This window comes from Streptomyces sp. NBC_00654, from assembly GCF_026341775.1.
Classification (GTDB): Bacteria; Actinomycetota; Actinomycetes; order Streptomycetales; family Streptomycetaceae; genus Streptomyces.
Map to the genome: position 1 here is coordinate 165104 of NZ_JAPEOB010000003.1, position 24011 is coordinate 189114.

Sequence of the window (24011 nt, forward strand, 5' to 3'; positions counted from 1 at the left end):
CGCCGAGGGCGAGCCGGCCCTCACGACGAGTCGCGTACCACCAGTTCCGTCGGCAGCACGATCCTCGGGCGCTCTTCCTGGCGGCCCGCGATCTCGTCCAGGAGGACCCGGGCCATCGTGCGGCCCATCTCCTCGATCGGCTGGCGGACGCTGGTGAGGGCCGGGTCCATGTGGCGGGCGACGACCGAGTCGTCGAAGCCGACCAGGGCCACGTCGTCGGGGATGCGGCGGCCGGCCTCGCGCAGGACCTGGCGGGCGCCGGCGGCCATGACGTCGGAGGCGGCGAAGACCGCGTCGAGGCCGGGGCGGCGGGCCAGGAGTTCGCGCATGGCGTGGGCGCCGCCCTCCTCGGTGAAGTCGGCGGGGGCGATCAGGCGTTCGTCGGGGGCCAGGCCCGCCGCGGCGACAGCCGCGCGGTAGCCGTCCAGGCGGCGCTGCGCACCGTAGACCTCGAGGCGGCCGGTGATCGTGGCGATGGAGCGGCGCCCCCGTGAGACCAGGTGGTCCACCGCGGCCCTCGCGCCCTCGAAGTTGTCGGAGTCCACCGAGGCGAGCGGTTCGGCGGCGTTTCTGCGGCCGCTGATCACGGACGGCATCCCGAGCTGTTCGAGCAGGTCGGGCAGCGGGTCGTCGGCGTGCACCGAGACCAGCAGGACGCCGTCGACGCGGTGCGCGGTGAGGTACTGCGCGAGCCTCCGGCGTTCCCGGTCGCTGCCCACCAGGGTGAGCAGCAGCTGCATCTCGGTGTCGGCGAGCGCGGCGCCGACACCGCGCACGATGTCGGAGAAGTACGGCTCGGCGAAGAAGCGGGTCTCGGGCTCCGGGACGACCAGCGCGATGGCGTCGGTGCGGTTTCCCGCGAGGGCCCTGGCGGCGCGGTTGGGTACGTATCCCAGCTCCGCGACGGCCGCCTCGACGGCCTCGCGGGTCTGCGCGCTGACCCGTGGCGATCCGTTGATGACGCGGGACGCGGTGCCCCTGCCCACTCCCGCCCGTGCCGCCACTTCTTCGAGCGTGGGCCGCCCGCCGCTCCGTACTCGCCCTGCCGCCATGGCTGCCTCCCCGTTCCCGGTCAATTTCTCACAGCCGCAAAGCCAATCCAAGTTTCGGATGCTTCGCCCCGGTGGGGTCGACCGTGCGGCTTGGGAGCGCTCCCAGCGGTTTCGAGTCTACGGGGTCCCGGACCCGCCGGAACGTCGGAAGACCCCGCCGGTGCGCGGGGTCTTCCGAGGGAGCGGGGCCGGCGTGTGTGCCGGGTGCGTGCGCCGGGCGCGTACGTCAGTCTCGCGCCTCCGGCGCCGGGGGCAGCGCGTGGTGGCGGATCACATCGGCGTACCAGTGGGCACTCGCCTTCGGGGTGCGCCGCTGGGTCGCGTAGTCGACATACACCGCCCCGAAACGCTTCGAATACCCGTACGCCCACTCGAAGTTGTCCATCAGCGACCAGAGGAAGTAGCCGCGCACATCCGCCCCGGCGGCGACCGCGCGCTGTACGGCGTCCAGGTGGCCCCGCAGATACGCGATCCGCTCGGGGTCCTCGACCCGGCCCTCGGGGGACATGTAGTCGTCGAACGCGGCTCCGTTCTCCGTGACCATCAGCGGCAGGCCCGGGTGATCGCGGGTGACGTCGAGGAGCAGGTCGTGCAGCCCGTCGGGGTCGACCGACCAGTTCATCGCCGTACGCGGTCTGTTCTCGGCGAGGTGGAAGGCGACGTGCTCGGAACCGGGCCACGGCGAGTGGTCGCTGTTGCCGTGGCCGTCGTTGCGGGTGTCCCCGGAGCCCGAGGCGGGCGTGGAGACGATCGTCGGCGTGTAGTAGTTGACGCCGAGTACGTCGACGGGGCGCGCGATCTCCGCCAGATCACCGTCCCTCACCAGCCCGGACCAGTCGACCAGGTGCGCGGTGTCGGCGAGCAGGTCCTCGGGGTACTCCCCCCGCAGCATCGGGCCGGTGAAGATCCGGTTCCCCACCGCGTCGATGCGGCGGGCGGCGTCCGCGTCCTCGGCGCTCGCGGTCAGCGGGCGCACCTGGTGGAGGTTGAGGGTGACCGAGAGCTGGGCGGCAGCGGGGAGCCGGTCGCGCAGGATCCCGGCCGCCCGGCCGTGGGCGAGGTTGAGATGGTGGGCCGCCCGCAGCGCGGAGCCCGGTTCGGTGCGCCCCGGGGCGTGCACGCCGGAGCCGTAACCGAGGAAGGCCGAGCACCACGGCTCGTTGAGCGTGGTCCACATGCCGACCCGGTCACCCAGCGCCCCGGCCATGATCGCGGCGTAGTCGGCGAAGCGTTCGGCGGTGACGCGCTGCGGCCAGCCGCCCGCGTCCTCCAGCTCCTGCGGGAGGTCCCAGTGGTAGAGCGTGGCGACGGGCGTGATGCCCGCCTCCAGCAGCTCGTCGACGAGCTTGCGGTAGAAGTCCAGCCCGCGCTCGACGGCGGGGCCGCGGCCGGTGGGCTGGACGCGGGACCAGGAGACGGAGAAGCGGTACGCCTTCAGCCCGAGCCGCCTCATCAGGGCGACGTCGTCGCGGTAGCGGTGGTAGTGGTCGGCGGCGATGTCCCCGGTGTCGCCGTTGCGGACCTTGCCCGGTGTGCGGCAGAAGGTGTCCCAGATGGAGGGGGTGCGGCCGTTCTCGGCGGCGGCTCCCTCCACCTGGTAGGCGGCGGTCGCCGCGCCCCAGACGAAGCCCGCCGGGAAGGGGGGCTCCCCCGCAGGCCGCTGCGGGGCGGTGCCCGTCGCGGGGCCGGACCCCAGCGGGGCCGAGGGGCTGGTGAGAAGGGCGGGAATGCCGGGGATTGCTGTGTCAGGGCGTACGGCAGTCATAACGGGAGCGCTCCCAGAAGTGGGTGAGGCAGGGCAGGCGGCAGGAAGCAGGCAGGGTGGGGCAGGAGGTTGGCAGGCTGGGGCAGACTGCGGCAGGGGGCTGGCGGGTCGCGCCAGGGGCAGGGCAGAGGGCGGGAGTAGGGGGTAGAGAGCGGGAGTAGGAATAGGGGCAGGCCGACGGGCTCGGAACCGGGCGCAGGAGTCGGGCTCAGGAGTCGGGCTCAGGAGTCGGGCCGGGGCGGCGTCAGTGAACGTCGGGGCGAAACTCCGCCGGCTCCGTCACCCCTTGACCGCGCCGGACATGATCCCTCCGACGATCTTCTTCCCGAACAGCACGAACACGACCAGCAGCGGCAGTGTGCTGATCAGCGCGCCCGCCATCACGATGCTCTGATCAGGGGTGTACGAGGCGCTGAGCTGGCCCAGCGCGACCTGAAGGGTCGGGTTCTGCTGGTTCAGCGCGAGATAGGGCCAGAAGAAGTCGTTCCACGCCTGGACGAACGTGAGCATGCCCAGGACCATCATCGCCGGGCGGGCCACCGGAAGCACCACGCTCACCACGATGCGGAAGTTGTTCGCTCCGTCGATCCTCGCCGCCTCGATGAGTTCGTACGGCAGCGCCTCGATCAGGTACTGGCGCATGAAGAAGACACCGAACGCGCTCACCAGGGTCGGGAAGATCACCGACTCCAGCTGCCCGCCCCAGCCGAGGTCGGACATCATCATGAACAGCGGGACGACGCTGAGCTGCGGCGGGATCGTCAGCGTGGCGATGACCGCGGTCATCAGCCAGCCGCGCCCGCGGAAGCGCATCTTGGCGAAGGCGTACCCGGCCAGCGTGCAGAAGAACAGCGTCGCCGCGGTGATCGACGCGGAGACGACGACACTGTTGATGATCGCTTTGCCGAGGTTCGCCTGTTCCCAGGCGGTCCCGAGGTTGTCGAACAGCCGCCCGCCCGGCAGGAACGGCGGGGTGGACGCGAGGACCTCGTCCTGGGTCCTGGACGCCGCCACCAGCGTCCAGTAGAGAGGCAGCAGCGAGCCGATACCGACGACGGTCAGCGCGGCGTAGGCGAACGGGCCGCCCTTCATCTGCTGGCCCGCCCCCATCCGGAAACGGTTCGTACGGTGCGGTGTGCGCCGCTCACGCGGTGTCGGGAGGACGGGCCGCGGCGCTTTGGTGGGGCTGGTCATGGTCATGGAATCGCTCCCGGTCAGGCCGCTGAGTTGCGTACGAAACGGCCGATGAGCCAGTTCACCGCGGCGATGATGAGCAGGAGGGCGAGCATCGCCCAGGCCACTGCGGCGGCCGGGCCCAGATGCCCGAGATTCCAGCCGTAGTTGTAGAGGTAGACGCTGAGCGTCTCGTACTGATTCTCGTTGCCTCCGGTGGCTCCGAGCGCGCCGCCCTCCAGGAGCAGGGGCTCCCCGAACAGCTGCATCGAACCGATGGTCGAGATGACGATCGTGAAGAGGATCGTCGGCCGCAACGAGGGGATGGTCACCTTGCGGAACTGCTGCCACCGCGACGCGCCGTCGAGCGAGGCCGCCTCGTACAGATCGTTCGGCACCGCCTGCATCGCGGCCAGGTAGATCAGGGCGTTGTACCCCGTCCAGCGCCAGATCACGATGACGGAGATGGCGATCTTCGACGTCCAGTGCCCGTTCGCCCAGTTGGTGTCGCCGAATCCGACGAACTGGAGCACCCAGTTCAGCAGGCCGCCGTCCGCACGGAAGACCAGCGCGAAGACCAGGGCCGCCGAGGCCACCGATGTGGCGTACGGCGTCAGGATGACGGTGCGCCAGAACGTGCTGGCCCGCAGCTTGTAGTTCAGCAGATGCGCCAGGCCCAGCGCGACCAGCAGTTGCGGCACGGTCGAGATGACCCCGATCAGGAAGGTGTTGCTGACCGCCGTCCAGAACTCGGAGTCGTGCAGGATCCGGTCGAAGTTCTCCCAGCCGACCCACTCCATCCGGTCCAGGCCGGTCATCTCCACCCGGTGCAGGGCGATCCAGCCCGTGTAGATGAGCGGGTAGAGCCCGAAGGCGGCGAAGACGAGGAAGAACGGCGCTATGTACGCGTACGGGGACGCCTTGTCGTCGAACCGCCACAGCCGGCTCCGCCACAACTGGCGTCGGGCGTCGCGGTGTTCGCGCCCGGGATCACCGGGTGGCGGGGCGTGCGTGTCCCGGGTGGGGGTCGAGGTTGCCACGGGCGGGAGTCCTTCCCAGGGGTGCGCCGGCAGGACGGCGCGAGGAACGGTCGGACCGGAGAGACGGTGATGGGGATGCGGATGCGGATGCGGATGCGGATGGGGATGCGGATGCGGATGGGGATGCGGATGCGGATGGAGGTGGGGATGGAGGTGGGGATGCGGATGGAGGTGGAGATCAGGGCGGAGGTGGAGGCTGCGCGTGGAAGGGATGCGGACCGCTGCGCAAGCCCCCCGGTGCGGAAGGGATGCGGACGGCTGCCCGTCCCGCCGGTGCGGGCAGCCCTCCGTGGGCCGCCCGCACCGGCGACGGTTCAGCCGATCGCCTTGTCGATCGCCTTCGTCGCCGCGTCCCAGGCGTCGTCCGGGTTCGTGCCGCGCTGCTCCATGTTGTTGATCTGCGTGGAGATGGAGTCCTTGATCACGCCGTCCTTCGGGCCGAGGACCGCCTCGGGGATGGACGTCGCCTCATCCGCGTAGATCTGGCCGATCGGGGCGTTGTTGAAGTACGGGAGGGTCGCGTTCTTCACGTCCGGCAGCTCGTACGCGCCCTTGTTGGACGGGAACACACCGATCGCCTTGAAGACGGCCGCCTGCTGCTCGGGGGCGGTCAGCCACTTGACGAGCTTCATCGCCTCGTCGACGTTCTTCCCCGACTTCGGCACGGAGAGGAAGGAGCCGCCCCAGTTGGCGGCCGTCGCACCGGGAGCGCTGGTGATGTCCCACTTGCCCTTGTTGGCCTCACCGGCGTACGTCGAGATCTGCCCGGCCATCCACGCCGGGCACACCACGGTCGCGATGGTCCCCTTGCGCAGGGCCGCCTGCCACGGGTCCTCGAACTGGGCGAGGCCCTGGGTCAGTTTCTTGGACGCGGCCTCGGCGGCCAGGTCCCAGCCCTGCTGGACGCTGGGGCTGTCCTGGTAGATGGGCTTGCCGCCCTCGTCGTAGTACTGCTTCGCGTTCGAGCTGACCACGGCGTTGAACATCGCACTGGCGGAGTCCATGAAGTACGTGCCCTTGGGCGCCTTCTTCTTGAACTCCTCACCGAGCGCGAGGAAGTCCTCCCAGCCCCCGGCGGTCCGCTTCGCGATCTCGGTGCGGTCGGTCGGCAGTCCGGCCTTCGCGAAGAGTTCGGTGTTGTAGCAGAGCGACATCGGGCCGATGTCGGTCCCCGCGCCGATCACCGCGCCGCCGGGGGCCGTCGCCTGCTTCTCCTTCCACGACACCCACTCGTCGACGTCGATCACCTTGCCGAGATCGGCGAACGCGTCCGCCTTGGTGTCGACGATCTCCTTGATCCGGCCGACCTCGATGCCCTGGACGTCCGCGAGCCCACTGCCCGAGTTCAGCTGCTGAAGCAGCTTGGGGTAGTAGTTCTTCTCCTCGGCGGTGGTGTCCTCCTTGACCGTGATCTTCGGGTTGAGCTCGTGGTACTTCTCGAAGAGCCCGGCCTCCTTGTACCCGAACTGCCCGAAGTCGGCGACGGTCAGCGTGATGTTCCCGTCGGCGTCGGCACTGCCGCCGGAATCCGACGAGTCGCTGCACGCGGTGAGCAGCAGGGCGGTGACCGTCAGGCCCGTGGTGGCCACGATCGCGGTTCTGCGGCGTCCGCCGGCAACGCTGCGGGTGATGCGCATTCCACTACTCCTTGTTCCAGGGTGGGACTGGCGGTGCTCCGCGAGGCCGGTGCGGCGGCGCGGACGGCGCCAGGTGGTACTGGGGGGAGGCACGGGCAGTGCCATGCGCACGGGATTCCCGTGCATTGTGGGAGCGCTCCCATGCACCGATGCCGGAAGGTTCCTTCCTCGGAGGGGTGGGTGTCAAGACTTGAAGACGTTTCCGTTGCGCGAGCATGTCCATCGCGTCACGCGGCCACGGCCCGCCCGGCGCCCCGGCCGACACCGCCCACGCCCGGCCCCCGCCCCGCCGCACCGCGAACGCCCGCAGGTCACGGGCCCGTCCACTGCGGCCGCACCCTTCCCGGCGGGAACGGGAGCCCGCGCACAACCGGACCGCCCGCCGTCCGGAAACAGCCCCTCACGGCGAGGCCGCGACGGCGGCACGGCCACCGGAAGGTGAACGAACCGCCCGACGGGGCGCCGCACTCGGGCCGTCCCCGCACTCCCCTCGCGCACATCCGGGGTGGAGAAGGACCCGCCTCCCGGGAGGCGAAGGACCCACCCACGGGAAAGGCGGGCGGACATGGGGCCGTCGCGGTGAAGTGCCCGCACACCCAACCCCTGCTAATTTCACCCTTATGTCCTTTTTGGTCACCAACTCCCTGATCGGTGAGTGAGGCGGGATGGGCGTCCTCCGCGACCATCCCGAACTGGCACTCTTCCTCTGCCTTGCCGCCGGATATCTGGTGGGCAAGCTCCGCGTCGGACCGATCACGCTCGGCGGCATCTGCGGGACGCTGATCGTCTCGCTGCTGCTCGGCACCCGGCACATCAGCGTCGACGACGACGTCAAGACCGTCTTCTTCGCGCTGTTCATCTTCTCGCTCGGCTACATGGCGGGCCCTCAGTTCTTCGCCAACCTCAACCGCAAGAGCCTGCGCTTCTTCACGCTCTGTCTGATCGAACTGGTCTGCGTACTCGGTATCGCCTACGGACTGGCCAAGGCCTTCGACCTGGACGTGGGGACCGCCGCCGGCATCCTGGCGGGCGCGGCCACCGAGTCCGCCGTCGTGGGTACGGCCACCGAGGCCATCGGCAAGCTCAGCGATCTGACCGCCGACCAGATCTCCCAGTACCAGGGACATGTCGCCACCGCGTACACGGTCTGCTACCTGTTCGGCCTGATCACCATCGTGCTCTACACCAGTCAGATCATGCCGATGCTGCTGCGCATCAACCTGGCGGACGCCTCGCGCGAACTCTGGGAGAAGATGCGCGGCGGCGCGGCGGGGCTGGAGTCCGACGAGCGCGAGGCCCTGCCCGGCACGGTCGGGCGCACCTACCTGGTGACACTGGCCGACGGACGCACCATCGGTGAGCTGGAGACCGCGCTCGGCGGCCATGTGACGGTCGAGGGCGTCAAACGCGGCAGCAAGCTGCTGACCCCCGCGCCCGACCTGGAGCTGACGCTCAGCGATCTGATCCAGGTCGTCGGGCGGCGCTCGGCCATCATCGCGGCGGGCCGGGAGATCGGCCCCGAGACGCCCGCGATTCCGGGCCTCGACACCCCGCTGGCCACCAAACAGGTCGCCGTCACCGAGAAGTCCACCCATGGCTCGACCATCGACCAGCTGGAGAAGACCCATCCCGAGTTCCGCGAGGACGGGGTCTACATCACCGAGGTGGTGCGCAACGAGCAGCAGTTGCCCGCCTCGGGCCGCACCACGCTCTACCGCGGCGACGTACTGACCCTGGTCGGTGCGCGCGGCGGGCTGAACAAGCTGGTCGCGAAGATCGGCGCCGTGGTCAAGAACGACACGACCGACTTCATCTACATCGGGTTCGGCATCGTGGCGGGCTCGCTGCTCGGCCAGATCGTCGTCAACGCCGGAGACATCCCCATGTCCCTGGGTACCGGCGGCGGTTGTCTGATCTCCGGGCTGGTCTTCGGCTGGTTCCGCTCCCGCAAGCAGACCTTCGGCGCGTTCCCGCCGCAGGCCGCGACCACCCTCAAGGACCTGGGCCTGGCGGTCTTCATCGCCTGCACGGGGCTGACCGCCGGGCCGCAGGCCTGGCCGCTGCTCAAGGAGTACGGGGCGCTGCTGCCCTTCGCGGGCATCGCCATGGTGCTGGTCCCCGCGACGGTCTCGCTGGTCGTCGGGCACAAGCTGCTGAAGATCGATAAGCCGCTGCTGATCGGTGCCATCGCGGGACAGCAGTGCTCGACCCCCGCGATCACCTCCATCACCCAGGTGGCCCAGAGCTCCGTTCCCCTGCTCGGCTACACGATCACGTACACGCTCTCGAACTTCCTGCTGCCCCTCACCGGGCCGATCCTCGTCGGCGTCCTAGGAGCCTGATGTGATCGATTTCCTCAACCGCAACATCTTCCATCCCCACCCCGAACTGCTCGTCTTCATCGTCATCGCCCTGGGCTTCCTGCTCGGGAAGATCCGCTACAAGGCGATCGCGCTCGGCGCGGTGACGGGCTGTCTGGTCGCCGGGCTCGTGCTCGGCGCCCAGTTCAAGGTCCAGATCGACGACACGGTGAAGAACCTCTTCTTCATCATGTTCCTGTTCGCGCTGGGCTACCGGGTCGGCCCGCAGTTCTTCCGCGGCCTCAGGAAGGACGGCCTGCCCCAGGTCGTCAACGCGGTCGTCGTCTGCGTCACCGGGCTGCTGGTCTCCTGGCTGTTCGCCGCCCTGCTCGGCTACGGCCCCGGGCTCGGCGCCGGTCTGATGAGCGGCGCGCTCACCCAGTCGGCGGCCATCGGTGTCGCCCAGGACGCCATCGGTACGCTGCCCGGCCTCTCCTCCTCCGAGGTGAAGACCCAGGAGAACCTGGTCGCGGTCGGGTACGCGGTGACGTATCCGCTCGGCACGATCCTGTGCGCGATGCTGCTGGCCAACGTCCTGCCCCGGCTGTACCGCAAGGACCTCGCCGAGGAGAGCGCGGAGCTCGCCGCGGAGCTGGACGCCCCCAACGAGAGCCCCGACGAGGGCGAGGGCTACTACGAGGTGGTGCTGCGCGCGTACACGGTCCAGCGCCCCGACCTCGTGGGCCGCACGGTCGAGGACTTCGAGAACCAGCAGAAGGCGCTCGGCCGTCGGGTCTACATCACCGGCGTCCGCCGCGGCGGGACGGTGCTGGAGCACGACCAGTCACGGGCCCTGGCGCTCGGCGACACCGTCGCCGTCAGCGCGCTGCGCCACGACCTGGTCGACTTCGACGCCCGTACGCACATCGGCGCCGAGGCCGACGATGTCGAACTGCTCGGCTACCGCACCGAGACGCTCCATGTCGTGGCCTCGGAGAAGGCCCAGCTCGGCCGGACCATCGAGGAGCTGCGCCGGGAGCCGTTCATGGTCGGTGTCTACATCGACAAGCTGTACCGGGCCGGGGCCGAATTCCCCTACCGGCTCTCCACGGAGCTGGAGCGCGGTGACACGCTGATCCTCACCGGTCCCGAGCGGCTCGTCGGCCCGGCGGGCAAGGAGCTCGGCAAGCCCGTGCCGACGAGCTTCGCCACCGACATGATCTGGGTCGGCCTCGGCATCTTCCTCGGCGGCTGTCTCGGTATTCCGGCGCTGACCGCGGGCGGGGTGCCGATCTCGCTGTCCACCTCCGGCGGCGGCCTGATCATGGGTCTGGTCTTCGGCTGGATCCGCGGCAAGTACCCGACGTACGGCAATGTGCCGCCCGGCGCCCAGTGGTTCATGGACACGTTCGGACTGTGCCTCTTCGTCGCGGTCGTCGGCATCAACGCCGGGCCCGGCTTCACCAGCGGACTGTCCACGGCCGGCTGGGGGCTGCTCGTCCTCGGGGCGGTCGCCACCGTCGTACCGCTGATCGTCGGCTTCCTGGTCGGGCACTACGTCCAGAGGATCAGATTCCCGATCCTGATGGGTGTGCTGGCCGGCGGTCAGACCACGACCGCCGCGATCGGCGCCATCAACGAGACCTCGAAGTCCCAGATCCCCACGCTCGGCTACACCATCCCCTACGCGGTCGGCAACGTCCTGCTGACGGTGTGGGGCGCCGTGATCGTCATCCTCAACCACTGAATCGCCCGGGAGCGGAGACCAGCATGCCCAAGACCACCCTCAGCCGTGAAGAGATCCGGTCCTTCGCGCAGCTCAGCCCGTTCGAGCTGAAGGACAAGTTCATCAAGATCGCCCAGGCCGCGCAGAGCGACAAGCCCGGCCAGAAGGGCAAGACGACCCGGGCCATGCTCAACGCGGGCCGCGGCAACCCGAACTGGGTCGCCACCGGCCCCCGCGAGGCGTACCACGCGCTGGGCTACTTCGCCATCGCCGAGTCCCGCCGGGTGTGGACCGCCGACAACCTGGGCGGGATGCCGGAGGAGGTCGGCTGCGCGGACCGCTTCGAGCACTTCACCCGTACGCACCCGGAGCTGCCCGGCATCGAACTGCTCAAGGCGAGCGTCGATCTGGCGGTCAAGCGGTTCGGCTTCGACCGCGACGCGTTCGTCCATGAGCTGACGGACTCCTCGATCGGCGACAACTACCCGGTGCCGGGCCGGATGCTGCGCCACACGGAGGAGATCGTGCGCGGCTATGTCGCGGACGAGATGTTCGACCACCGGCCGCCCGCCGGGCAGAACCTGAGCCTGTTCGCCACCGAGGGCGGCACGGCGGCCATGTGCTACATCTTCGACTCGCTGCTGAAGAACGGGATCCTGAAGAAGGGCGACCGGATCGCCCTGATGGTCCCGGTGTTCACCCCGTACCTGGAGATCCCGGAGCTGGACACGTACGGCTTCGACGTCGTCCATGTCGAGGCGAACCTGTTCACGGAGACCGGGGTGCGGCAGTGGCGCTACCCGCCGGAGGAGGTCGCCAAGCTCGCCGACCCGACGGTCAGGCTGGTCTGCTGCGTCAACCCCAGCAACCCGCCCTCGCTGGCGCTCGCGCCGCGGGTCGCCGAGCAGATCGTGTCGATCGTCGCCGAACAGAACCCGAACCTGATCGTCGTCACCGATGACGTGTACGGCACCTTCGTGGAGGGCTTCCGCTCGCTCGCGGCCGAACTGCCGCGCAACACGCTGCTGGTGTACTCCTACTCCAAGCACTACGGCGCCACGGGCTGGCGGCTCGGGGTGATCGGGCTGCACGACGACAACGTGATCGACGAGATGCTCGCCGCGCAGAGCCCGGAGCGGAAGGCCGCGCTGAACAAGCGGTACGGGACGCTGTCGCTGGAGCCGGAGAAGATCAAGTTCATCGACCGGCTGGTCGCGGACTCCCGGCAGGTGGCGCTGAACCACACCGCCGGCCTGTCCCTCCCCCTCCAGGTGATGATGACGCTCTTCTCGCTCTTCGACATGCTGGACGAGGGCCAGGCGTACAAGCACCGCATCCGCGCCATCGTCCAGCAGCGCCTGGACCTCCTGCTGGAGGGCGTGCACATGAAGATCTCCGAGGATTCCAAGCGGGCCGCCTACTACATCGAACTGGACCTGCTCGCGGAGGCCGAACGCGTCCACGGGAAGCCGTTCGCCGACTTCCTGGAGAAGAACTACGAGCCGGTCGACCCGCTGTTCCGGCTGGCCGAGCAGACGTCGGTGGTGCTGCTGAACGGGGGCGGGTTCGACGGTCCGGAGTGGTCGGTACGCGTGTCGCTGGCCAACCTGGACGACCTGGACTATCTGAAGATCGGCCACCATCTGCGGGCGATCTTCAACGAGTACGCGGAGGAGTGGAAGGCGCAGTAGGAGGGCGGCGACGGGGCGCGCCCCGGAGGTACGGGGGCGGCGCGTCCGGACGCGCGGGGCAGGCGCGTCCGGCGGCGCGGCGGGGAGGGTACGGGGCAGGCGCGTCCGGCGGCGCGGCGGCGGGTACGGGGCGGGGGGGTACGGGGCAGGCGCGTCCGGCGGCGCGGCGGCGGGTACGGGGGCGGGCGCGTCCCGTCAGGCCGTGTCCCGCAGCATGGCGAGCGTGGTCTCCAGCTCGGTCCTGGCCGTCCGGGCCGCCTCCCGCCCGTCGCCCGCCACGACGGCCCGGACGAGGGCGGCGTGGGTGTCCTCGCCGTGGCCGGGGTGGGTGGCGCGCAGGTCGAGCAGGTCGATCAGGCCCTGCCGCAGGGCGGGCGCGAACTCCCCGAACAGATCGGTGAGTACGGGATTGTGGGCGGCGGCCACCACCGCCCGGTGCAGCGCGATGTCCGCGTCGACGAACTCCGCGTCCCCCCGGCCGCTCGCCGCCCGCCGGGCCGCCATCGCCTCGTCCAGGGCCGCGAGGTCGTCCTCGGTGCGGCGTTCGGCGGCCAGCCGGGCGGCCTCGACCTCGATGAGCATGCGCACCTCGTACACATCGGTGACCGCGGCCCGGCGCAGCCGCGTGGGCCAGTCCTCGTGCGGGCGGTCGGCGATGACGAAGACCCCGGAGCCCTGCCGGGCCTGGACCAGTCCGGTCGCGGCCAGCGCGCGCACGGCCTCGCGGACCGTGGAGCGGCCGACCCCGAGGGTCTTGGCGAGGGTGGTCTCGCCGGGGATCTTCGTACCGACCGGCCACTGCCCGCCGGTGATCTGCCCGCGCAGATGGTCCGTGGCCTGTTCGACGAGAGGGCTGGGGCGCAGTGGACCGAGGGGGCTGCCGAGCGGGCCGGGCGACGACACGAGTTTCACCTGTCAGGTTGTCTGAGGACTTGTGGAGTGGCTACTGTACCGGCATGACGCACAGCGGTCTCCTTCTTCTCGGCTGCCGCGGCGGGGCCTGAAGCGACCGGCACCCCGCCGCGGGGTGCCGTGCTGTGCCGGTCGCGTCCGGCGACCCGAGAAGAGACCGTTTCCATGTCCGACGTCATGTCCGGCTCCCCGTCAACGACGCACAGCTTCCCCACCCTCCGTACGCCGCGCGGCCCCGTCCCCGCCGGTGCGCCCGCCTGGAATCCGCAGCGCGCCAGCGATATGCCGTCCCACCGCTACCGCTCCGCCTTCGACCGAGTCGAACTGCCGCTGACCGACCGCGGCTGGCCCGATGCCCGGATCGAACAGGCTCCCCTCTGGGTGCCGGTCGACCTGCGGGACGGCAATCAGGCACTGGCCGAGCCGATGGACACCCCGCGCAAGCGCCGGATGTTCGACCTGCTCGTGACGATGGGGTTCAAGGAGATCGAGATCGGCTACCCGTCCGCGAGCCGGACGGACTTCGACTTCGTACGGCATCTGGTGGAGAGCGGGGCGGTGCCCGGCGATGTCACCCCGGTCGTCTTCACCCCGGCCAGGGCGGACCTGATCGAGCGGACCTTCGCCTCCGTGGCGGGCATGGACCGCGCGGTCGTCCACCTCTACATCCCGACGGCACCGGTCTGGCGCGATGTGGTGCTCGGGCGCGGCCGGGCGGAGGTGCACGCGGTGATCCGGGAGGCGGCGACCCTGATGGCGCGGCTCGCGCACACCATGCCGGGGACGGACATCCGGTTCGAGTTCTCCCCCGAGGTCTTCATCCTCACCGAGCCGGACTTCGTCCTGGAGATCTGCGACAGCCTGACGGAGCTGTGGGACGCCTCCCCCGACCGGCCGGTGATCCACAACCTGCCGGCCACCGTGGAGATCGCGACGCCGAACGTGTACGCGGACCAGATCGAGTACATGCACCGCAATCTGGCCCGCCGGGACTCCGTGATCCTCTCGGTGCATCCGCACCACGACCGCGGTACGGGGGTCGCCTGCGCCGAACTGGCCGTGCTGGCGGGTGCCCAGCGCGTGGAGGGGTGCCTGTTCGGGAACGGGGAGCGCACCGGCAATGTGGACCTGGTGAACCTGGCGCTCAACCTGCACGCCCAGGGTGTCGACCCGATGATCGACTTCTCCGACATCGACGAGATCCGCCGCACGGTCGAGCACTGCAACCGGCTGCCGGTGCCGCCGCGCCACCCGTACGGCGGCGACCTCGTCTACACCGCGTTCTCCGGCACCCACCAGGACGCCATCAGCAAGGGCCTGGCCCATCACGAGGCGAGCGGGTCCGCGTTCTGGTCGGTGCCGTACCTGCCCATCGACCCGGCCGATGTGGGGCGCAGTTACGAGGCGGTCATCCGGGTCAACAGCCAGTCGGGCAAGGGCGGCATCGCCCATCTGCTGCACAGCAACTACGGGGTGGACCTGCCGCCCGCGATGCGCGCCGACTTCTCCCGTACGGTGCAGTCGGCCACGGACGACAGCGGGACGGAGGCCACGCCGAAGGACCTGTGGGAACTGTTCGGGGCGACGTATCTGGCACCGGGCCGGGACGGCGCGGTCGCCCTCTCCTCCTGGACGACGGACCGCACCCCGGCGGGCGAGCACCGCTTCGTCTGCACGCTGCGGACGGACGACGGCGGGGTCGGGGGCGAGGGCGACTACGAGGGCACGGGCAACGGCCCGGTGTCGGCGTTCACGCACGCGCTGGCCGGGGCGGGAATCGAGGTCGAGATCCTCGACTTCGTCCAGCACGCGACGCGGCGGGGCCGGGGCAGCCCCGCGATGGCGTACGTGGAGTGCCTGGTCGGCGGTCAGCGGCGCTGGGGAGCGGGCCAGGACACCTCCGTGCTGACCGCCTCGGTGATGGCCGTGCTCTCGGCGGTGAACCGCGGCTGAGCCGGTCCGGCCCGGAGGGGGCTGCCTCCGGGCCGTCGGCCTCTCCGGCCGGGAGGGGCGGCCTCCGGGCCGGGGGTCCGCTCCGGCCCGGGGTTGTGCTCCGGGCCGGAGAGCGTCCTCGCGTGCCATGGGGGGGCGCGCGCCCCGGCCGGTGGTGGGGGGCCTGGGGTCCGGCCGGGGTGCGCGGGCGGTGGGGGCCGGCGGAAGTGAGGACGTGGAAGCACGCTAGCGGCACAGGTTCCGGCAAACGGGGCGATTCGGGCCCGGGTCGGGGTTCTTAGGGCGGGCTTAAGGAGCCCATCGGCACGGGTTAATGGTGCGGGCCCCCGCCGCACGGGCCCCCGCCGCGCCCGCTCCCGCCGCGCCCGCTCCCCGCCTCCGCGTCCCGGCGGGCCGTTCGCCGCCGCTGCCGGCCCACCCGCCGGCCGTGGCCCCGGCCGATCCGCTCCGGCGCGCTCAGGTGCAGCCCGATCCGGATCCGGACCTCCGTACCGCCGAGGACCGAACGGCCGATCCGCAGGTCGCCGCCGGTGGACTCGGCCACCCTGCGCACGATGTCCAGGCCGAGCCCGGTCGAGCCCAGTGCGCCCGCCGCCCCGCCCCGGCCGCTGGAGCCGCGGGCCAGGGCCGCCTTCGGGTCGGCGATGCCGGGGCCCGCGTCGGAGACCAGCACGATCACCGCGTCGCCGCTGTGGTGCACGTCGACCGCGAACGCGGTGCCCTCCCGGGTGTGCCGGAAGACATTGCCGAGCAGCGCGTCGAGCGCGGCGGCCAGTTCGGGCCGGGCGACCGGGATGCGCACCGTACGGCCCACCCCCGCCAGGCGCACCTCGCGGCCCTCGTCCTCGGCGAGCGCCGACCAGAAGCCCATCCGCTCCCGGATCACCTCGGAGACGTCGCAGCCCGCGCCCGCCCCCGTCTGCACCCCCTGTGTCTGCGGGCGCTGCTCGCGGGCGGTGCGGATGATCGTGTCGACCTCGTGCTCCAGCTGCTCGACCGCCGCCCGGGTCTGCTCGGCGGCCGGTCCCTCGCCCAGCGAGGCGGCGTTGAGCCGGAGCACGGTGAGCGGGGTGCGCAGCCGGTGGGAGAGGTCGGCGGCCAGTTCCCGTTCGTTGGCCAGGAGTTGTACGACCTGGTCGGCCATCGAGTTGAACGCGACGGCCGCGGAACGCAGTTCGGTGGGGCCCTCCTCCGGGACCCGGGTGCCGAGCCTGCCCTCGCCGAGGTTCTGGGCGGCGCCCGCGAGCCGCTGGGCGGGTTCCACCATCCGCACGCCGAGCCGGTCGGCGACCGCCACCGAGCCGACGATCAGGGCGAGGCCGACACCCGCCAGCATCAACCAGGCGGTGGTGACCCCTTTGGAGACCTCGCCCTCGGGCACGAACACCTCGACGACGGCGATGTCCCCGGAGCCCAGGGCCGTGGGCTGGAGCAGCACGGAGCCGCCCCGCACCGCGGTGATGGAGGCGCGGCCCGCCTTCCTGACGGTCTCGACGTCCTTGCGGGGCGCACGCCGGGTCCCGATCTCCAGCGCCGGGTGCTCCGGCTCGTCGGCGGCGGGGACATGGACGGCGAGGTGCCCCTCTTGACCCGGTTCGGTGGACATGACGGCCCGGGTCAGTTCCTTGCGGTCGGTGGTGATGGAGAGGGTCGGGCCGATCATCGCGGCCTGCCGTTCCGCGTCGGAGAAGGCCCGGTCGCCGGCCATCTCCTTGACGACGAGAGCGAGCGGCACGGCGAACGCGATGACCACCATGGCGGTGACCGCCAGGCAGACCTTGACCAGGGCCCATCTCACGCCGGTGGCTCCGGCGCCGGGGGCTGGATCTTCACGCCGACGCCGCGCAGGGTGTGCAGATAGCGCGGCCGGGCCGCGGTCTCCCCCAGCTTGCGGCGCAGCCACGACAGATGGACGTCGATGGTCTGGTCGTCGCCGTAGGACTGCTGCCAGACCTCGGCGAGGAGTTCCTTGCGCGGGACGACGACCCCCGGCCGTCCCGCGAGGTAGGTCAGCAGGTCGAACTCACGGCGGGTCAGATCGACGGCCACGCCGTCCAGTTCGGCCAGGCGGCGCAGTGGGTCGATGGACAGCCCGCCGACCCTGATGATCCGCCGCGGCGGCCCGTCACCGGCCGAGGCGCGCGAGCGGCGCAGCACGGCGGCCATCCGTGCCGAGAGGTGCTCGACCGAGAACGGCTTGGTCAGATAGTCGTCGGCGCCGTCGTTGAGCAGCCGTACGATCTCGCTCTCGTCGTCCCGCGCGGTGGCGATGATCACCGGCACGTCGGTGATGGAGCGGAGCATCTTCAGCGCCTCGGCACCGTCCAGATCGGGCAGCCCGAGGTCGAGTATGACCACGTCGAAGCGGAGGTGCGCGACCTCGCGCAGCGCTTCGAGCGCGGTGCCCACGCTCCGTACCGTATGGGATGCCTCGCTGAGGTGCCGGATGAGGGCGGAACGTACGAACTGGTCGTCCTCGACCACGAGCACACTTGCCATGGGCGGCACCGTACGCCATCGGCCCCCGCCCGGTCCCGCCCGCCGCAGGTACGGGGACAGGACGGGTCCGGGTGGTGCAGGATGTCCCGGATGCGACGAGGACTCGTACACGCGATCGCGTGGACGCTCGCCACCGGGGCGGCGGTCACGCTGTCGTGGTGGGGTGTGCACACGGTGCTGGCGGAGTCGGCGTACGACCCTCCGCTCGCCGTGCCGATCGCGGTGGGCGCGCGCCCGGAGCGGACCGGGCCGGCCGACGCGGAGCGGGAACCGGTGGCGTCCTCGACGCGCCGGGCCTCGCCCTCCGCCCCACCACGCGCATCCGGCAGCCGGGACGGCGGGGGCGGCGGAACCGGTACGGGCGGTGGGGACGGGACCGGCCGGAACACCTCGGGCCTTGGAGCCACTTCGTCGTCGCCGTCCCCCCGGCCGCCCCGGAAGCCGTCCCCCACCGCCGCGAAGCCCTCGGCACCCGCGGGCGAGGTGAAGGGGTACCGCACGGACGGGGGCCGGGTCGTCCTCGAACTGGGGCGCAGTTCGGCGAAGCTGGTCACGGCGACGCCGGAGCCGGGCTGGTCGATGCAGGTGTGGACGAACGACGCCTGGATCCGGGTGGACTTCAGCGACGGGAACGGGCGGACGGACTCGGTGTTCTGCACCTGGAACGGCCATCCGCCGACGGTGCAGGTCGTCGAGCCGTAGGCCGTGGGCTGTATGCCGTGGGCCGTATGCCGTGGGCCGTGGGTCGTGTGCCGTGTACGGGCAGGGGACGTTGGGGGCTCCGTGTCCCCGGGGTCTATGTGAAGACCCCGGGCGGCGGGGCCGGGGAGGGTTTGGCGCCCTCGTCCGTGACGACCGCCGCGCCGCCGGTGAAGTCGGCGAGCACCCGGCCGTGTTCGACGCGGCCGGGGTGCGGATCGCTCGCGACCCGGCGGGTCAGTTCGGCGACGGCGAGCGGCAGGTCGGAGGCGAGCAGTACGGCGTTACCGAAGCGGCGTCCGCGCCACACGGTCGGGTCGGCGGCGAGCGCCAGTTCGGGGAAGGCCGCCGCGGCGGTGGCGACCTGGCCGCGCAGATGGGCCAGCGGCGGACCGTCGGCGAGGTTGGCGGCGTACTGCCCGCCGGGCTTCAGCACCCGGCGTACCTCGGCGAGGAATTCGGCGGAGGTGAGATGGGCGGGGGTACGGGCCCCGCTGAACACATCGGCGATGACGAGGTCGGCCCAGCCGTCCTGGATCTTTCCGAGCCCGGCGCGGGCGTCCGCGGAACGGACCCGGATCCGGGCCTGCGGGTCCAGCGGGAGTTCCCGGCGCACCAGTTGGACGAGGGCGGCGTCGAGCTCGACGATCTGCTGGGTGGAGCGGGGGCGGGTCGCGGCGACGTAGCGGGCGAGGGTGAAGGCGCCGCCGCCCAGGTGGACGACGTGCAGCGGCTGCTGCGGAGGGGCGGCCAGGTCGATGATGTGGCCGATCCTGCGCTGGTACTCGAAGGAGAGGTACGTGGGGTCGTCGAGGTCCACGTGCGACTGCGGGGCGCCGTCCAGCAGCAGGGTCCAGCCGTGCGGCCGTTCCCGGTCGGGTATCAGCTCGGCGCGGCCGCCGTCGACCGTCTCGGCCGCCCCGGCCCGCTCGCCCTTGCCGGCCCGGCGCTCCTGCTTGCGCCCGGAGTCCTTCCGTGCGCCCGAGCCTCCGGCCGGCCCTCCTCGACGTGCCACTTTCGCTGATCCTCGCTCATGGGATGCCGCGGCGTACCGCCTGCGGCGGGAGGAATCCCTCCCGTCCTCCCATTATGGGCGCAGACCGGCGGGCACAGGGGGGGTGGCGTCGCCCCCCCTGTGCCCGCCGGTCTCAGCTGCACTTGTCGGCCGCTTCGATCACCCGGGCCGCCTCGTCGAGCGCGGCCCGGAGCGCGGACGGATCGGTGACGTGGGCGTCCTCGGCGGGCGGCAGCAGCCAGCCGCTGCCGGAGACGGACGGCTCGGCGGGGACGGGGATGCGCAGCCCCCGGCCGTTCGAGGACGTACAGGCGCTGCCGGGTACGTCCCAGGCCTCGGCGGTACCCGGGGGCACCAGGAACCCCAGGGTGTCGCAGGCACCGTCGTGCAGCACCGGGCCGACCGCCTCCTGGTCGGCACCGCGACGCAGGATGTCGACGGCCTCCAGGCCGTGGCGGGCGGGGACGGTGACGAGGTCGCAGGGCTCTTCGGCGGCTCCGGCGGCCGGGGGCGCCGGATCGGGCGCCGAGCCGGTCGCGGTCGTGTCCGCCGGGGGCGCGGCGCCGGGCGAGGTCGCTGGGCCGGGCGAAGTCGCCGTGCCGGGCGAAGTCGCTGGGCCGGGCGAGGTCGCCGTAGGGTCTGCCGGGGTCGTGGTCGTGTCTGTCGGGGTCGTCGCGGTCGTCCGTGAGCCGGTCTCCGAGCCGGGATGCAGCAAGGGAACCCCTCCTCTCATCGCCCGACGGAGCCACACTCCGTCTCCACATGTACCAACGCGCCGACCCCGTCAAGGGCTACGGCGCCACGCCGCCGCAAAGGGTGGCAGTTCATGGCGGATCAGAGGCGAGTTATCCCTTTTGCCGTGAAACGCAGCGTGTGTGACTTGTCACAGCGGGTACGTTCTTGCCCCGCCGGGACACCGGAACCAGGAGTCCGGCCGCACCAGAAAGGGCCCCGTCATGGTGTCGACACGGGCAGTTCCCAACCTTGTCTTCCGGCAACTGCGCGGCCCGCGTTCGGCGGGAGAGTTCGCGGCGGCCGTGCGCAGGGCCGCCCGCGAGATCGGCGAACAGGTCGCGTGCGACGCCCGGTACATCGGCCGCGTGGAGTCCGGCGAGATCCGCTGTCCCAACTACGCGTACGAGCGGGTCTTCCTGCACATGTTCCCCGGGGCGTCCCTGGCCGACCTGGGGTTCTCGGCCCGCGAGAGCGTGCGCGGGAGGGGGGCGCGGGAGACGGCGGGGACGGCGGGGACGGCAGAGTGCCCGACGGTCCCGGCCGGCCGGGCACCAGGGCCGACCGCGCCCCTGTCCCCGCCCCTGTCCCTGTCCCTGCCCCCGGCCCATTCCCCGCCCCCCACGCTCCACAGCGACATCGACGAGGAGAGCGACGTGCTGCGTCGCGTGTTCATGACGAGCGGCACCACCACGGTGGCGGCCGCGTCCCTGGGGCTCGGCCGCACCCACGCGTCCGCCGCCCCGATCTCCCTGCCCGCACAGCGACGGGTCGGCGAGGCCGAGGTGAGCGCCGTGGAGAAAGCGGTGCGGCAGATCCGGCTGCTGGACGACCGGCACGGCGGCGACGGGCTCTACCGGCGGGCGGCCCAGCCGCTGCGGGCCGCCTACGCGCTGCTGGACGCCGGGAGCACCGCCCGGCGGGCCACCGCGGACCGGCTGCACGCGGGCGCGGGTGAGCTGGCCATCTCCGTGGGCTGGCTGGCCCATGACTCGGGCCGCTTCGAGGACGCCCGCTCGCACTACGCGGAGGCGCTCGCCACGGCCCGGCTGGCCGGTGACTCCGCGCTGGAGGCGCACGCGTTCTGCAACGCGTCGTTCCTGGCGCGGGACACGGGCCGGCCGAGGGAGGCGGTCCGCGCCGCGGAGGCGGGACAACGGGCCGCCCGCGCGCTCGGCTCGCCCCGGCTGCTGGCGCTGCTCGCACTGCGGGAGGCGGGGGGCCGGGCGGGACTCGGCGACCGTACGGGGTGCGACCGGGCGATCGGCCGGGCCCGCGCGGCCTTCGAGCGCGGACCGGCCGCCGCCGATCCGGAGTGGATGACCTTCTTCCGGGACGCGGAGCTGGAGCTGCTGGAGGCGCAGTGCTGGTCGACGCTGGGCGACTGGTCCCGGGCCGCCCGGCACGGGCGGCGCGCGGTGGCGCTCCAGGACGCCCACTTCACCCGGAACCTGGCGCTGTACCGGGCTCAGCTGACGGGCGACCTGGCGCGGTGGGGCCTGGCCGACGAGGCGGCGGCGACGGGGCACCAGGTCCTGGACCTGCTCGACCGGGTCCAGTCCTCCCGGATCCGGGGAATGCTGGCGGGGGCGGCACGGGTGCTGGAGCCCCGGAGCGGGGCGGCCGGGGTGGCGGCGTTCCTGGCCCGCCACGCGGACCGGGGCACGCGCGCCTGAGCAGGTGATGGCGGCACCCCGGTGACGGCGACGGCCCGGAGACAGCAACGGCCCGGAGACGGCCGGAGGGCCGCCGGAGGGCCGTCACCGGTCCGGGTCCGGTGGGCGGCCGGCGGCCCGTGGACAGCCGAAGCTCCCCGGAGCGCGGGCCCCGCTACCGCTCCAGGTGGCCCGTGTCGTTCCAGCGCTCCATGGCGGGCATCCCGTACGCCCAGCCGAGCACCGACAGCGACGTCGGATCCAGCCTGATCCGGGCGCCGAAGGACAGGTCCTCGCCCAGCCAGCGCGCCCCCAGGGCCCGCAGGATGTGTCCGTGGGCGAAGACCAGGACGTCCCGGTCCGCCGAGCGCGCCCAGTCCACGATCTCGTCGGCGCGGGCGGAGACGTCCGCGGTCGTCTCGCCCCCCGGGACACCGTCGCGCCAGATCAGCCAGTGGGGACGCTCCGCCCTGATCTGCGCCGGGGTCAGCCCTTCGTACGCCCCGTAGTCCCACTCCATGAGCGCGTCCCACGGCTCGGCCCGCTCGCCGAACCCGGCGATGTCGCAGGTCTCGGCGGCCCGGACGAGCGGGCTGGTCCGCACCTCGACCCCGGGCAGTCCCGCCCACGGTGCCCGGCGCAGCCGTTCCCCGAGCAGCTTGGCGCCCGCGCGGCCGGTGTCGAGGAGCGGAATGTCGGTCCTGCCGGTGTGATTGCCCTGGACGGACCACTGGGTCTGGCCATGCCGGGCGAGCAGGATTCGCGGTGCCATGACGGCTCTCCCTGAAACGGTGAAACGGTGAACAGGTCCCGGACTGCGATGGCCGGGACGGCGACGGGGGGACGGCCACGAGGTTCCGGGCCCGGTCGGGGGGCGGGGCCTGTTCGTCCCGCTCCATCATCGCGCACGTGCCCATCGGGCAACCTCCGGGGCCGTATCCGCGTCCCTCTCTCCGCAGTGCCGTTCCGCCCTCGGTCCGCGACCGGAACGGCATGTGCGCGGGGCGTCCGAAAGGGACCCCCCGGGGGGAGTGGCGGCTCGTGACCACCGTACGGTTGAACGCCCGCCGTCAGCCGTATGAACATGGGGAGAGCTACCGGATGCCGCACGCCACCGCCGCGAACGTGCCCGGCCACCGGCCCCGCTGGTGGACGGAACTGCCACTGATCGCCGTGGTCTACGGACTCTATTCGGCGGGCCGGCTCGTGGTCCGCGGCGATGTGTCGACGGCGGTCGACCACGGTCTGGCCATCCTGCGCCTGGAGAAGGCGCTCCATATCAACGCCGAGCATCCGCTCAACCGGCTGCTGACCGACACCCCGTCGCTCGGGATACCCGCCGACTTCGCGTACGCCTCCCTGCACTACCTGGTCACCCCGGCCATCCTCATATGGATGTTCCGGCGCAGGTCGGCCGCCTACCGGGCGGCCAGGACCTGGCTGATGACCTCGACCCTGCTCGGCATGATCGGTTTCACGCTGATGCCGACCTGTCCGCCCCGGCTGCTGGACGCCGGGCACGGCTTCGTCGACACGATGGCGCAGTACAGCGCGTACGGCTGGTGGGGCACCGGGGCCAGCGCGCCGCGCGGTCTCAGTGGAATGACCAACCAGTACGCGGCGATGCCGAGTCTGCACGTGGGCTGGTCCGTGTGGTGCGGCATCCTGCTGTGGCGCCACGGCCGCCATCCCCTCGTTCGGGCAGCGGGCATCGCCTATCCGCTGTTCACCACTCTGGTGGTGATGGGCACCGCCAACCACTACTTCCTCGACGCCGTCGCGGGTGCCGCCGTGATGGGCGTCGGAGCGCTCCTGACCAGGCCGGTGATGCGGCTGGCCGACCGGATCAAGGACCGGTTCCGGGCGTCCTCGGCCCCCGTCGCCGCGGCTGTCTCCGCGACGAAGTCCCCGATTGTCAGTGCCGGATGCAAGACTTCCGCGGGTGAGCGAATCCCCGGCCAGCGGACCACCTCCGCAGATTCCACCGACGCGGCACGAAGCGACACCGAGCTTGGCGGCACGGAGCGAGGCGACACGGCACGAAGCGACACAGCCGCGAGCGACGACGCTCCGGCAGCGGCTCGCTGAACTGCGCGGCCCGTCCGTCGCACCGCACCCGCTCGACGCCCGCGCGCTGGCCGCACTCGCCGCGAACCCCGGCT

18 protein-coding genes are annotated in these 24011 nt (G+C 71.8%); 7 read left to right on the forward strand and 11 right to left on the reverse strand.

Going from position 1 to position 24011, the window contains the following annotated elements:
• Nucleotides 1-20 precede the first annotated feature (20 nt).
• From OHA98_RS33145 to OHA98_RS33165, 5 genes are all read right to left on the reverse strand, one after another.
• Nucleotides 21-1052 carry a LacI family DNA-binding transcriptional regulator gene (locus OHA98_RS33145; protein WP_266931251.1) on the reverse strand — a complete coding sequence of 344 codons (1032 nt, stop codon included), beginning with the start codon at nt 1050-1052 and terminating at the stop codon, nt 21-23.
• Between the two features lie 226 nt (nt 1053-1278).
• Nucleotides 1279-2817: a GH1 family beta-glucosidase gene (locus OHA98_RS33150; RefSeq protein ID WP_266931253.1), complete on the reverse strand. Its 1539-nt coding sequence runs from the start codon at nt 2815-2817 to the stop codon at nt 1279-1281.
• 279 nt (nt 2818-3096) lie between these two features.
• Nucleotides 3097-4017, reverse strand: coding sequence for a carbohydrate ABC transporter permease (locus OHA98_RS33155; protein WP_266931255.1), 921 nt, complete (start codon nt 4015-4017; stop codon nt 3097-3099).
• A gap of 14 nt (nt 4018-4031) precedes the next feature.
• Nucleotides 4032-5030 carry a carbohydrate ABC transporter permease gene (locus tag OHA98_RS33160; RefSeq protein ID WP_266931257.1) on the reverse strand — a complete coding sequence of 333 codons (999 nt, stop codon included), beginning with the start codon at nt 5028-5030 and terminating at the stop codon, nt 4032-4034.
• Between the two features lie 314 nt (nt 5031-5344).
• The gene (locus OHA98_RS33165) at nt 5345-6667 is read right to left on the reverse strand and encodes an ABC transporter substrate-binding protein (RefSeq protein ID WP_266931259.1); all 1323 of its coding nucleotides are present in this window, start codon (nt 6665-6667) and stop codon (nt 5345-5347) included.
• 665 nt (nt 6668-7332) lie between these two features.
• Here OHA98_RS33165 and aspT (OHA98_RS33170) point away from each other — a divergent pair.
• From aspT (OHA98_RS33170) to OHA98_RS33180, 3 genes are read left to right on the forward strand one after another with little or no spacing between them, the layout of a single operon-like run.
• A complete protein-coding gene (aspT, locus tag OHA98_RS33170) occupies nt 7333-9009 on the forward strand; it encodes an aspartate-alanine antiporter (protein ID WP_266931261.1) in 1677 nt (558 codons plus the stop codon).
• Nucleotide 9010: 1 nt separating this feature from the next.
• Nucleotides 9011-10714 carry an aspartate-alanine antiporter gene (gene aspT, locus OHA98_RS33175; protein WP_266931263.1) on the forward strand — a complete coding sequence of 568 codons (1704 nt, stop codon included), beginning with the start codon at nt 9011-9013 and terminating at the stop codon, nt 10712-10714.
• A gap of 23 nt (nt 10715-10737) precedes the next feature.
• Complete coding sequence (locus OHA98_RS33180) at nt 10738-12384, forward strand: bifunctional aspartate transaminase/aspartate 4-decarboxylase (RefSeq protein ID WP_266931265.1); 1647 nt, start codon at nt 10738-10740, stop codon at nt 12382-12384.
• A gap of 195 nt (nt 12385-12579) precedes the next feature.
• Here OHA98_RS33180 and OHA98_RS33185 read toward each other — a convergent pair whose 3' ends face one another.
• The gene (locus OHA98_RS33185; RefSeq protein WP_266931267.1) at nt 12580-13296 is read right to left on the reverse strand and encodes a FadR/GntR family transcriptional regulator; all 717 of its coding nucleotides are present in this window, start codon (nt 13294-13296) and stop codon (nt 12580-12582) included.
• Nucleotides 13297-13461: 165 nt separating this feature from the next.
• Here OHA98_RS33185 and leuA point away from each other — a divergent pair, with 165 nt between their 5' ends.
• Nucleotides 13462-15249 (forward strand): 2-isopropylmalate synthase, encoded by a 1788-nt coding sequence (leuA, locus tag OHA98_RS33190; protein ID WP_266931268.1) that lies wholly within the window; start codon nt 13462-13464, stop codon nt 15247-15249.
• 310 nt (nt 15250-15559) lie between these two features.
• Here the strand turns inward: leuA and OHA98_RS33195 are convergent, their stop codons facing one another.
• Entirely contained in the window at nt 15560-17047 is a 1488-nt protein-coding gene (locus OHA98_RS33195; RefSeq protein WP_266931270.1) for a HAMP domain-containing sensor histidine kinase, read from the reverse strand.
• Nucleotides 17044-17748 carry a response regulator transcription factor gene (locus OHA98_RS33200; RefSeq protein ID WP_266931272.1) on the reverse strand — a complete coding sequence of 235 codons (705 nt, stop codon included), beginning with the start codon at nt 17746-17748 and terminating at the stop codon, nt 17044-17046. Before OHA98_RS33200 ends, OHA98_RS33195 begins: the two co-directional genes overlap by 4 nt.
• 90 nt (nt 17749-17838) lie before the next feature.
• Between OHA98_RS33200 and OHA98_RS33205 the strand changes: the two genes are divergently transcribed.
• Nucleotides 17839-18450, forward strand: a complete 612-nt coding sequence (locus tag OHA98_RS33205) for a hypothetical protein (RefSeq protein WP_266931274.1) — start codon at nt 17839-17841, stop codon at nt 18448-18450.
• A gap of 94 nt (nt 18451-18544) precedes the next feature.
• Here the strand turns inward: OHA98_RS33205 and OHA98_RS33210 are convergent, their stop codons facing one another.
• Together OHA98_RS33210 and OHA98_RS33215 are read right to left on the reverse strand one after the other, a co-directional pair.
• Nucleotides 18545-19462 (reverse strand): spermidine synthase, encoded by a 918-nt coding sequence (locus OHA98_RS33210; protein ID WP_266931276.1) that lies wholly within the window; start codon nt 19460-19462, stop codon nt 18545-18547.
• Between the two features lie 133 nt (nt 19463-19595).
• Nucleotides 19596-20177, reverse strand: coding sequence for a hypothetical protein (locus tag OHA98_RS33215; protein ID WP_266931278.1), 582 nt, complete (start codon nt 20175-20177; stop codon nt 19596-19598).
• A gap of 241 nt (nt 20178-20418) precedes the next feature.
• On the opposite strand from OHA98_RS33215, the gene OHA98_RS33220 reads away from it, so the two are divergent.
• The gene (locus OHA98_RS33220; protein ID WP_266931280.1) at nt 20419-21870 is read left to right on the forward strand and encodes a tetratricopeptide repeat protein; all 1452 of its coding nucleotides are present in this window, start codon (nt 20419-20421) and stop codon (nt 21868-21870) included.
• Nucleotides 21871-22024: 154 nt separating this feature from the next.
• On the opposite strand, the gene OHA98_RS33225 is transcribed toward OHA98_RS33220, so the two are convergent.
• The gene (locus OHA98_RS33225; protein WP_266931282.1) at nt 22025-22621 is read right to left on the reverse strand and encodes a histidine phosphatase family protein; all 597 of its coding nucleotides are present in this window, start codon (nt 22619-22621) and stop codon (nt 22025-22027) included.
• Between the two features lie 329 nt (nt 22622-22950).
• Between OHA98_RS33225 and OHA98_RS33230 the strand changes: the two genes are divergently transcribed.
• Nucleotides 22951-23937 (forward strand): phosphatase PAP2 family protein, encoded by a 987-nt coding sequence (locus OHA98_RS33230; RefSeq protein WP_266932503.1) that lies wholly within the window; start codon nt 22951-22953, stop codon nt 23935-23937.
• The last annotated feature ends 74 nt before the right edge of the window (nt 23938-24011 follow it).